Annotated in this window: 7 protein-coding genes; 6 read left to right on the forward strand and 1 reads right to left on the reverse strand. The window is 42.3% G+C overall.

Annotation, left to right across the window (positions count from 1 at the left end; all coding sequences use genetic code 11):
• Nucleotides 1-2: 2 nt before the first annotated feature.
• From AC6B99_RS25645 to AC6B99_RS25665, 5 genes are all read left to right on the forward strand, one after another.
• Nucleotides 3-1,031 (forward strand): alpha/beta hydrolase, encoded by a 1,029-nt coding sequence (locus AC6B99_RS25645; protein WP_496664540.1) that lies wholly within the window; start codon nucleotides 3-5, stop codon nucleotides 1,029-1,031.
• Between the two features lie 468 nt (nucleotides 1,032-1,499).
• Nucleotides 1,500-2,675, forward strand: a complete 1,176-nt coding sequence (locus AC6B99_RS25650; RefSeq protein ID WP_496664541.1) for a pectin acetylesterase-family hydrolase — start codon at nucleotides 1,500-1,502, stop codon at nucleotides 2,673-2,675.
• Between the two features lie 457 nt (nucleotides 2,676-3,132).
• The gene (locus tag AC6B99_RS25655) at nucleotides 3,133-4,293 is read left to right on the forward strand and encodes an alpha/beta hydrolase (RefSeq protein WP_496664542.1); all 1,161 of its coding nucleotides are present in this window, start codon (nucleotides 3,133-3,135) and stop codon (nucleotides 4,291-4,293) included.
• 463 nt (nucleotides 4,294-4,756) lie between these two features.
• Nucleotides 4,757-5,875: a pectin acetylesterase-family hydrolase gene (locus tag AC6B99_RS25660; protein WP_496664543.1), complete on the forward strand. Its 1,119-nt coding sequence runs from the start codon at nucleotides 4,757-4,759 to the stop codon at nucleotides 5,873-5,875.
• Between the two features lie 21 nt (nucleotides 5,876-5,896).
• Complete coding sequence (locus AC6B99_RS25665; protein ID WP_496664544.1) at nucleotides 5,897-8,566, forward strand: glycoside hydrolase family 3 protein; 2,670 nt, start codon at nucleotides 5,897-5,899, stop codon at nucleotides 8,564-8,566.
• Between the two features lie 721 nt (nucleotides 8,567-9,287).
• Here the strand turns inward: AC6B99_RS25665 and AC6B99_RS25670 are convergent.
• Nucleotides 9,288-10,964: a sensor histidine kinase gene (locus AC6B99_RS25670; protein WP_496664545.1), complete on the reverse strand. Its 1,677-nt coding sequence runs from the start codon at nucleotides 10,962-10,964 to the stop codon at nucleotides 9,288-9,290.
• A gap of 231 nt (nucleotides 10,965-11,195) precedes the next feature.
• Between AC6B99_RS25670 and AC6B99_RS25675 the strand changes: the two genes are divergently transcribed.
• On the forward strand, nucleotides 11,196-12,052 hold an 857-nt coding region (locus AC6B99_RS25675), incomplete at its 3' end, for a type 2 periplasmic-binding domain-containing protein (protein ID WP_496664546.1).

A 12,052-nucleotide genomic window follows, 5' to 3' on the forward strand; every position in this document is an offset into this window, starting at 1 on the left:
TTATGAAAATGCATGAATTGATTTTGAATGAATCGCGAAATGTGAAATTTTCGGCCTGGATTCAAGATGTAGGCGGCGAATTTGGCAAGCTGGAGAAGCGCCCAGCCATTCTGATTCTGCCTGGCGGTGGATATAGCTTCTGCTCTGACCGGGAAGCAGAGGTTGTCGCTGCTCCTTATATGAAGGCCGGATTTCAAGCCTTCATTCTTCGTTATTCTACGGGAGAGCACAAGGATTGGCCCAATCCACTCAATGATTACGAGCAGGCTATGGAGCTGATCCTTAGCAAGGCGGATGAATGGCATGTGCAGACGGACAAGATCGCGGTGCTCGGATTTTCGGCTGGCGGACATCTGGCCGCTTGTGCAGCCACTAAAGGTAAGCACCGGCCGAATGCGGCTATCCTCGGTTACGCGGCTCTATCACAAGAAACAGCAGATATGTGCCAGCCGGGAATGCCTTCGCCGATTAATGATGTCGACAAAGATACCTGTCCCTTTTTCCTGTTCGCCACTCGGGATGACAGTATTGTGCCAGTGCAGGATACGGTGGACTTTGAAAAGGCGCTGCTTGACAATGGAATTATGTTTGAGTCTCATATCTATGCCTATGGTATGCATGGATTTAGCACCGGTGAAAGCTACTTGAATCCTAATAAAAATTGCAATCGTGTCTCGCATTGGGTACAGGACAGCATTGAATGGCTGAAAGATGTGTTCGGCACACTGCAGGCGGACGGCCTCGGTGCCCCTGCTTGTTCTGGTAAAGTTAGCGGAGACTGGGATGAGATGTTGTCTGCAGACTGCACCATGGCCCATTTGCGGAAGCAGCCGGTTGAAGTGCAGCAGCTGCTGACCGAGGTCATTGCGGTTCTGGACGTGATTGTAGCGCAGAAAACGGAAAAAGGGTCGAATATGACCCCGTTTTTCAAGAGTATCAAGCTTAGGGATTTGATGACAATGATCGGCCAGCCGGAAAGTGCCATTGAACAGATAGATGCAGCGCTGACGCAATTCTCCAATGTGCGATAATCTGCTGGACAGAGGAAGGACTTTATATTTGTCCAGTAGGAGCGCTGGCACATGATTGAAAACTTCACTGAATACATTCGAGCCGGATTTAAAGCAAGTAGCGTGGTGTGAAGGGCAAGTCAACAAATATAAGCAGCTTTCACGTGTTATTACTGAATTATATAAGTCAAGATATGCTAAAGCGCCGGGAAACCGGCGCTTTTACTTCCGACATCACTTGGAGGCAACGCCTCTTTATCGTATGTGAAATTTGGTCAATGCTTTTTTTGTTTAAGATAAACTTATCAGTTGATTTTCGGTTTATTTTATATAGCTATACTAGAGCCGTTGCAACATATAACGAATAAAGACAAGAAAAAAACATGAGGAAGCAAATGAAAATGAGGGGGAAACTTTTCATTGTATCAAAAAATGGCGTTAGCATTTTTATGGCGGCGGTGTATATTACTAGAAATTTAGGAGGCAATTATGAATGCAGAAGATAAAAAAAAGAAAAAACATAAAGGTTTGAAAATAACAGCTATAATTTTTCTGATAATTGTTGCAATAGGTGTTAGTGGTTTTTTTGTAATCAAACATTATTTCACAGCTCAATTTCCAGAGTTACCGGAGAATCCTGAGGTTGGAAAATGGTATAATATTTATCCAGATGACGCTAAGTCTGCTTTGGGTGAACAGTGGCACGGAAATATTAGAATTGGAAAAGAAAATAAAGTCTTAATTGAGTTCTATGGTGGCGGAGTTAGTATAGATGAGTACACGGAACAAAGACCAAATATAAAAGGTATTAAAAATGGCTTTTATAATGTAGCTAGCGAAGACGGAGATGTCATGGCCAAATGGGGTATTAGTGGAACTCAAAATAAAAATCCTTTTAAAGATTGGACTGTAATTGTAGTACCCTATTCAACAGGAGACTTTCATGCTGGAACTGGAGCATATGAATATGTAAAAGAAGACGGTACAAAAGATGTAAAATATCATTATGGTTATAGTAACTATACAAAAATGCTGAATATGGCATTGAAGTACATCAATAATGATCCGGAAGCTTTAGTAATTACCGGTTCTTCTGCTGGCGGATTTGGCACAGCACTGCTTGCTGATGATATCATTGGTCATTTTCCTAATACTGATAATATAACTGTTGCCGTAGATAGTTCACTTCTTTTATATGATAAATGGCATGAAACGGCTGAGAAGTTATGGCATGCTCCACAAGAAATATCTGATAGATTAACAACAGACAATATTACTCTAGATAGCTTAGTTGCTTTAAAAGAAAATTATAATGATAGAGTCAAAATTTTATTTGATTGTTCTGTAAGAGACTCAATGCTTTCTAAATATCAAGGCTATGTAAGTGACGGAACTCTTGCAACTTCCAAGGAAAGAGGAGATATTTTTCAAAGTGATTTAAAAGAAATGGTTAAGGATCTTCAAGAAAAAATACCAGGTGTTGGAGTGTTTATTTTTGAAGGAGCGATCGAGAAAGATACACAATTAACTCAACATACCATATTAGTTGTGCCTCAAGTGTTTAAAGAAATAACGGATGATAAGAGTATTGCTGAATGGATGTATGATGCTGTAAACGGCAATGTAAAAAGTTATGGGTTAAATCTATTAGATAAACAATATTAGTTTAATGATTCGTTATGCAGCACTCTGTTAACATACAACAGGGTGCTGCATTTTTTTACAGCAACTATGTTATGAGAGACAAGTTTATCATTATCCTGAGATTGCAATATATGAACCGGAGATCCGAACAATCCGAAGAACTACAGAAGAGGTAAGCATAAAGTGAGTATACAAAGACCTGCTGGAAAAATAAAGAATCTGCTGTATTTTTTCCGTGAAGCTTAAGATAACGATGTTATTGTTTCAATTCCTTTATATCTGCTTCCTAGCCTTTAGTTTACTATTTAATTGACACATATATAAATGACGGAAAAGGAGTCATAGAAGATGCAGACTGAGCTTAAAGTAAGACCGCAAAAGATGAAATTGAAATGAAAAAGTGACAACTGGGAATTGTACCTAATGATGGCGGGACATCCTTTCTTGGAAGCGGTAAATATAATTTTGGAGGGGCATTATGATAAGAAAATATAATGAGCAAGATATTATTCAACTGCAAAACGCGCATGAAACAGTCGAGCAATATGGTATAGAGATCGTTGTGAAAAAGAGCCCCGGAGAAGACAGGGCAGGTTATATGGATCCCTGGGTTATCGAAACGATGAATCCAACCGCACTGACACGTGAAGACGGAGCCATCACAGCCAATACAAATGATACTTTGAACGCCATGATGCAGCAAATGAGTCCTGATCAATTGTTGATTGCTCTTCGCACCATGATGAAAAAAGAAGCAGATGGTCAAATCAACACATTTCTGGAGGACCGTTTTGAGAAGGATATAGATGTGCAGTTTGAGGAACTGGAACTTGGAGGGAACAAGGTGGGACTTTGGCGCTACAGTGTGCCTGGGGTGAAAGAGCTTCGTCCTGCTTTCTTCCATATTCATGGTGGTGGTTGGTTCGCTGGAAGCCCGCTTCCAAATGACAATGTGCTTAGATTAATTGCTGAGAAAGCAGATGCTGTGGTGTTTGATATTGATTACTCATTATCCCCAGAGTTTAAGTTTCCTAATGGTCTGAATGATTGCTACAATGCTTTAAAGCATATATACGATAATGCTGATACTTATGGCATTGACAAGACAAAAATCGCGGTAGGCGGAGGCAGTGGGGGGGGCAATTTCACTACCGTCCTTGCATTAAAAGCCCGGGATGAAGGACTTTCTTTAATTGCATTGCAAGTTCCGATTGTACCGGTAGTCTTTTGTGCCAAAAAGGGAGCGCCAGGGTACAAATGGGACCCATCACAGTTTTATGTTGCTCCTGAAACGAAAAAATATGTTCCGGAAGTGAAAGATCCAAATAATGATACCTATATGGACATCATGATTAACGCATACATAGGTGATGCGGATCCGACCCATCCTTATATTTCGCCGATGATGGCGGAGAGCTTTGAAGGTTTACCGAAAGCGCTAATTATTACGAACGAGTTTGATGCTTTACGCCTGCAAGGTGAATTTTACGGCAGCCAGCTGGCTAAAGCGGGTGTACCTGTACGGATGATACGTTATCAGGGACAAACTCACAGCAGTAATGGAGGTGCTGCCTTCGGTGTTGTTCCTCAGAGTGAAGACCTTGCGTTAGAGATTATTAATGAGATCAAACAGCTTTAGTATTTGTTAAGAGGAAGGTGTTGTGATGAAAAAAATACTTAAGATACCCTAGATCCAATCTATTCAGATTTGATCTATCCGTTCATGAAGGAATTGTGCAGGAAGCTCATAGGCGGGAAATTGAGCTTATTGATGAGTTTGCTATATTGCATTCTCTGCAGAGGCTGCGAATTTAATATGTTAAGCGGTTACATGAATTTTTGCTAACCAAGCTTATGAAAAGCAAGGTACTTATTCCAAGCTCTTTAACAGTCTGTTTGAGGAGCCGGTAGCAGAATCGTTTTTTTCACCAGCCTTAAGAATGCGATACTGATGTTTATATTGCTGTATATCAAGATGAAATGAATCGAAACTATAATGAGGGTAAGGTTGGGTGTTCTCAACAGTAGAGACGAGGGTTTCCTGCAGCACGATACTTGAAATTTAATGCGGTCAAAGGCACGGTTACTAAGGAGGGGGTATTATGTTTAATAGTATTGAAGAATTTCTGGTATTTGCTAAAGCAAATAAATTTCCGGTATTAGAGGGCGACCCAGAGATTGGACAATGGTATCGGGTACCGATTCCTGGAGCGGTATCGGCAAATGGCTCTCCTTATTGGGGGTACTATAGAAAAGGCACAGAGCCCAATCTAATCGTCAGCTTTTCTGGTGGCGGAGTTTCAATCAATGAGTATACTGCAGCTAGGCCAACTGTACTTGATATCTCTGCAGGAGAAGTGGAGAATTTTTATTCTAGTGTTGATCTGCTGCCAGCAATTGATTTGATATTAAATAAAGGAATCTTCGACCAGGCAATAGATAATCCGTATCGAAATTGGAATTGTATTTTCGTCGGCTATGTGACTGGTGACTTTCATGTGGGAAATGGGGATTTTCATTATACCGCTCCGGATGGCTCTCCTGCGGTGGTACATCATCATGGATACAGGAATTATCGAATGCTTCTGGATGAAGTTATACAGCACGTGGTCTCCCCGGAAAAACTTTTAATTATCGGAACAAGTGCAGGAGCCTTTGGAGCTTCAGCGTTAGCTTCGGACATAATGAGCTATTTTCCGGAATGTGAAGATGTAACCTGCTGCCCTGATTCTTCATTGTTGTTACATGACGAGTGGAAACATATCGCTCAAAATATTTGGCATGCTGATGAAGCGATATGGAAGCTGTTGAATAGCCATAACATATGTCTGGATTGGTTACGTGGACTATATGCCGATAAGGGAGATAAAGTTAAATATCTTTATATCTGTTCCGTAAGAGATAATGAATTAGCTAGATATCAGCATTATGTGGATCAAGGACAGTTAAAGTTCGATAGAGATAAAGCTATCCAGTTCCAAAAGGATCTGAAGGATATGGTTCAGGAGCTTAAGGTTGGAATTGCAAATATCGGTATCTTCTTGTTTGATACTCCAGCTCCAGGTGCAGACCCTGAGCAGTTGGGTACGCAGCATTGTTTAATACAAGATGAAAGTTTCTCTAAACCTCTATCACATGGCTATTGCTTGAGAGATTGGTTGTGGAATGCAATGAATGGCAATATACAAGATGTTGGCCTTGAATTACTTGATAAGAAATAATACTGAAACGAGGGATATGTTATGCAAAACGATGGAACTTTTGAACTATTGGCGGGATTGCAAAAGAAAGAGCAGGCACTAATGTCCCTTTTTACAGCACCCGATTATAATATCGACGATATGGACCGCCGGGAATCTATGATTTCACTGGTCTATTCCGGCTGTTACTGTATCAAATCCTCCATGACCATTGATCCGGAGCGGCCTGGAATGATCTATATTGATGGAATAATGACAGAAGCTCCAATCATTGAAAAGCCAACGAATATGTTTGGACAACTTGTAGGTATCGTCGTGCGCAAGTATTTATTTGTCTATGACAAAGAATATGAGATTCGTTATGCAGGAGCCTATGACACGGAAGGCAATGAAATTCCAGAGTATACCTTTAAATTGAAAACTTTGCCACGGATAGAGCCAGGAATGCGCTACCCCGAACATGATGCCATTGTCCTTCAGGCTGCGCGTGAAGGAGCAGTGCTGCTTAAAAATGACAACGATGCTCTTCCTTTAGCATCTGGCAGCTATGTTAACGTTTTTGGTTCAGGAGCTATCGTATTCCGATTGGGTTGTCTGGGAGCAGGCAAAATTAATCCCCGATACGGAATCAGAGTAAAGGAAGGCATCGACAAATACTCATCGTTAGTACTTAATCAGGAGCTGTATGACTTTTTTACGGACGAAAAGGATATTTTCCCTCCTGAAAGTATAATCGAAGAAGCCAAAACACGTAGTCAAACTGCTGTAATTTTTCTAACTCGTGGCAGTAGTGAGGCACATGAATCTCCAAAGGACAAAGGCGGTTATTATCTGACCGATGATGAAAGGAATTTGATCAAACAGGTAACTTCTGCTTTTGAAAAAACAGTTGCAGTTCTGAACGTAGCCTATCCGATCGAGTCAAGCTGGATTGACCAGTATGGAGTGGACGCTGTTCTGCTGACTGGTCTTTCTGGTATGGCTGGAGGCCGCGCCCTCGCAGAAATTCTGGAGGGAACGGTTAATCCATCAGGTAAGCTGCCCAATACATGGGCATACGACTACCATGATTACCCTAGTTCACGGAACTTTCTGACCAAGGAAGAGATCGTTCATAAATACGACGGGCAGTCCTTGAGCTATATTACAACCGTATATGAAGAAGGTCTTTATGTAGGCTATCGTTACTTTGATAGTTTTAACAAGCCTGCAGCCTTTCTATTTGGACATGGCCTTAGCTATACAACATTTGATATGAGTTTGAAATCCGCGGTAACCACGGGGGAATGCAGCTCAAGTCTGGAGATCGAAGTGAAAAACACAGGTGTCAGAGCCGGCCGGGAAGTGGTTCTGGTGTATGCACACTACGAAGGCGGAAGACTGGAGCAGCCTGACAAGCGTCTGGTTGCATTCGCTAAAAGTAAGGAGCTTCTCCCAGGTGAATCTGAAACCGTTCGTTTAGAGATAAATGAATACCGTCTTAAATCCTATGACGAATCAGAGGCTGCTTGGGTCATTGAGGCGGGAACGATTCATTTCTTCCTTGGAGGAGCACCGAATAGGGCTACAGCCATCTGGTCTATAGATATGGATGAAAAAATTATAGTTTCAAAGACAAAGAACAGGTTGGTTCCTCCTTTTCCTATTAAAGAGCTGTCTGTCAAAGATCTCGCTGGAACCTATCCAAAAGGTGAGCTGACGAAGGCTTACCGTGCTGATGAAGCAAACGGGACTCTTCCATTCAAAACTGCACGTTTGGTGGAAAGAGGCAATGAAGTTCCTCTGGAGCATAACAGTAAAGATTTGATTAAGTTTTCTGACGTTGTCAAGGATCCAAAACTCGTGGTGCCTTTCGTAGCCCAGATGAATGAATATGAGCTGGCGCGCCTGGCAGTTGGAGGCCGCACGGGCTGGGGAATGGAGGATAACGGTTTTGCCGGAACTCTTTACAGTGAAGGGGCTTTGGCTAAATATGAAATTCCGGAATACTTCTTTGCCGATGGGAATAATGGACTGAATATGTTTGAACCTAACATCGGGTTTCCAGTCTCCACTACGATTTGTGCCAGCTTCAACGAGGAGTTATCCTACGCAGAAGGGCTGGCCATAGCGCATGAGGCAAAAGGTATGAATTTACACTGTATTTTGGCTCCAGCTCTTAATCTTCAGAGAAATCCTCTCTGCGGGCGGCATACGGAATATTTTAGTGAAGATCCGTTTCTGGCAGGACGTATGGCTGGTCAAGAGAGCCGTGGCTTAGAAGCTGGCGGGATTGCAAGCTGTATGAAACATTTTTTTGCCAACAATGCCGAGATGATGCGAAATATGAATCACAGCCTTATGAGCGAAAGGACGGCACGAGAGCTGTATCTGGCTGCGTTTGAGGCTGCTTTTGAAGTAAATAAGCCGGACACGGTTATGACGGGTTACAATGCTGCAAACGGTGCATATTGCTCGAACGACGAGGATTTGCTTCAGGGCATTCTGCGTGATGAATTCGGGTTTACTGGCTATGTCATGACAGACTGGAACGGCTATGGCGATGAAGGAATGCCTGCTTTGGTTAACGCGGGTGTCAGCTGGATCGCACCCGGGAGACCTGATGACAGCTTTGTCACTCCGATCGAACAAGCCATTAAGACTGGCGAGCTATCAAAGGGACGGATACAGATGAATCTAGTAAATCTGATAAATATAATCCGGAAACGGTAGATCCATTAAATTAGGACGATCGAAGCTTATGACTAACCTGCCGGAGCATGATTCATGTGCTAATTCTGCTCCGGCTTATTTTAAATCATCGTTACTCGAGAGAAGATCCTCATTCAGCTCGCCAATTCAGTATCAAACAAGAGGAGGATTACATTTGCTTCTGGGGTGAAAAAGAAGGAATCATGGTCTTTAAGTCTTGCATCCTTAAAAGCAACAATAGAGTTTGTATCGTAAGAAATCATACGATCTACCTTTGGGAAATCCAGCCAACATATCTTCACCCTAAACGGAAATTACAAAATGGGTCTTGAGAGAATTAAACAGTCAGCCTGATAGCGTTATTGAGCAGATGGATGCTGCGCTCCAGCAGTTCTCCACGTGAGGGTTCCACATTGAGAAATGATTAGCAAAGCATAGGACTGTAAGATAGAACGGCAGTAGGAGTTGGATACAATCCCGCTCCTACTGCCGTTCCTCTTTTCAGGATTTTCGTTCATCGTCAATCATTAGTTGATAACCGTACTTCTTACTTGTGAATTTTCAGTTTATATTGCTGCCTTATGCTTATTACTGCAATGAATAATTTTGAAAGGGGAAGAATTTCAATATGACTCAAACAAAATAATATAGGAGAACAATTGAAATGGTTGCTTTCCTGTTGGTATGCTATTTTATTCCAACTTTAAAGCCGCAGAATCTTACGTACGCCAACAAACAGGCTTTATTCCTCCGATGGGTTGCTGTTATCCCAGATCAGCTCAATGCGAATTCCACCTAGCTTACTCTGAGCAATATTCAAGCTCGCTTTGGAGCCTAGCTGAATAAGCATTCGTTGCCGTATGTTCCATAAGGCGCAGCCCATTGTCTCATCCAGCGGTTGTTCAATTCGGTGCAGCAGGCTCTGGATCTCTTCCGGCTGCATGCCTCTCCCGTCGTCTTCTACGACCAAAGAGTACCGGTCTCCAACGTCAGTACCGGATATGTGGATAAGCCCGGCACTTTGCTTCTTCTCAATTCCGTGAATTACGCTGTTCTCTACCAACGGTTGAATAAGCAGCTTGGGAACAAGCAAGGACATCATGGATTCCGGAATATTGATTTGCGTATGCAGGCGGTTGATTCGCAAACTCTGGATATTAAGATAATTACGGACAACGCCAATTTCTTTTTCAAGGGTGGTAAGCGGATCGTTGATCCGCGTTGTATATCTGAAATATTCAGCCAGGTTCTGGGTCATGGCATTCACAGCTTCGTCATTTCCCATACGGTTCATATTGTTGATAAAGAACAGGCAATTATATAAAAAATGCGGGTTAATTTGAGCCTGCAGTTGTTTAACCAATGCTTCTCTTGAAATGATTTTTTCTTTGTATACATTTTCAATCAAGTCTTCGATTTGCTGTGCCATATGGTTGAAATTGTGATAAAGAATAGCAAACTCAGCATTGGACGTTCTGCTGATCCGGTGCGAGAAGTCACCCTTTTGTAGATGACGGACACCTTTCAGCAAGGTGAGAATGGGGACTTGTACTTTCCGGTAGAAAAAAATAACCGTTACCATTCCGGACAAAAATAACAGAACACAGGTGATGTAAAAGAAGACTTGTGTCCTTACAATGGGTTGGAGCGCTTTGTCCAGAGGAACATAATCCACCATGTACCAACCTAATGTTTCCGCTTTCAAAAAACTGACCATATAATCTATATTACCGGCTGTTATTAACTCGGTTCCTTCGTTTTTATCCCGCATCTTTGGTGACATTTTGGAGACCAGTTCCTGGACTTGAGTGGTATGAAAGGAACGGTTTGCTATGATGATGGAATCAGAGTAATAAAAAAAGGGATCATTATTTTCTAACTTGGCCGAGTCTAGCATATTTTCCAAATTAGCCTTAGGAAAGGTTACCCGAACCGTAAACTGATCATATTTCCTGTACATGGAGAATAACTTTTGTGACCTATCCAATATCCATTGCCCTTCTGCCAAGTCAGCTGGTGGGGGTGACTGGTTTTGAGATGAACCTACCCATTTGTTCAGCAGGGTTGAGTAAATGTCAATTTGGACATTCCAGCCCTGTGTAAAGCTTTGCAGTTTCATTTTGTCCGAGAGATCAAGCATAAGCTGATCCTGATCGTAATTATCCATCAGGTCCACAGATTTCAGCAGCCCCATTTTGGAGTCCGCATTTAGAGCAACAGACAGCATGTCAAGCTGCTCAACATTGTAATCTAAGGAATTGACCAAGATACGCAGTCGGTTCAGGTTGTTCGTTTCAATATCCTTTTTCACAGTGCCTAAACTAGTCTCCACGGTGTAAGAATACATCGTCAAGACAACTATTGTTGAAAATAAAATAATAATTACCGCGCTGAGAAAGGTTCGATATTGCTTTAACATGACAACAATCCTTTGCAAAGAGGTAACCCCATTATATGAATTTGTGCTTCCAATGGCAATGCGTATCACTTGGAATATGAACATAACTTTGGAATGCGATATTGATGTTTAAATTCCTCTATCACGCCTGTTTAGAATACGATATGTGATGTTGCGAAAGCGTTATTTAATAACCGTGTGCAAATTTTTATAATTAAAGTGAATTCAAAAAACATCATCAGGGGGTTCTACATGAACATGAAAACGAGAGTGCTGACCACAGCACTTACTGCAACGCTGCTAACGACAGGGATATTGGGTTGCAGTAATACCAATAATCAGGGCAGCGGCGAAAATAAAAAGGCGAACATGGAAACAAAAACACTAAATGTCGTGAATGGAAAAATTGAACCGGCAGCGTCGTTTACCACAATTATGGGAGTAAATCCGGGCTTTAAATATAGAGAAGGAGAGTCCGTTACGGATAATGTGTTCACCCGCTGGGCCGAGGACAAGTTTGGCGTACAGATTAAAACTTTATGGACAGGCGGCGCTACGGATGGTTCGTATGATACGAAATTGAAACTCATGCTCTCTGCGAATGACGAATTGCCAGATATCGTAATGTCGGGCAGTCCCGCTAACACCAATCTTCTCATCGATTCGGGCAAGTTTATGGAAGTGGAAGAAGTGTTCGAGAAATATGCCTCTCCAGCTTGGAAAAGTGCGTTAGCCGATATAAAAGATCCCTGGTTATCGGTCACTCGAGACGGTAAAAAGATGGCGATTCCAGGAACTTCTACAGATTACGGGCAATCAAACAACGTTTTATGGATCCGTCAGGACTGGCTGGACAAGCTCAAGTTGAAAGCACCTACTACAATAGAAGAGCTGGAAACGGTCATGGATGCCTTCATCAATCAGGATCCAGACGGTAATGGGCAGAAGGATACGTTTGCCCTGGATTTTGCCATGAAGGATAAGATGACTGGCAGCACCCTTGGAGACGGAGCCTGGATCTTTGGACTTTACGGGGCCATGCCGGAAAGATGGTATCCAGGAGAAGACGGCAAGCTTCAAAATGGTTCGATTCTACCGGGGGTCAAGCA

The sequence above is a fragment of the Paenibacillus liaoningensis genome, from assembly GCF_059609455.1.

Excerpts from the sequence above, each read along its gene's own strand:
- AC6B99_RS25650 (WP_496664541.1), top strand. The coding sequence starts at position 1,500 with ATGAATGCAGAAGATAAAAAAAAGAAAAAACATAAAGGTTTGAAAATA.
- AC6B99_RS25670 (WP_496664545.1), bottom strand. The coding sequence starts at position 10,964 with ATGTTAAAGCAATATCGAACCTTTCTCAGCGCGGTAATTATTATTTTA.
- AC6B99_RS25665 (WP_496664544.1), top strand. The coding sequence starts at position 5,897 with ATGCAAAACGATGGAACTTTTGAACTATTGGCGGGATTGCAAAAGAAA.
- AC6B99_RS25655 (WP_496664542.1), top strand. The coding sequence starts at position 3,133 with ATGATAAGAAAATATAATGAGCAAGATATTATTCAACTGCAAAACGCG.
- AC6B99_RS25660 (WP_496664543.1), top strand. The coding sequence starts at position 4,757 with ATGTTTAATAGTATTGAAGAATTTCTGGTATTTGCTAAAGCAAATAAA.
- AC6B99_RS25645 (WP_496664540.1), top strand. The coding sequence starts at position 3 with ATGAAAATGCATGAATTGATTTTGAATGAATCGCGAAATGTGAAATTT.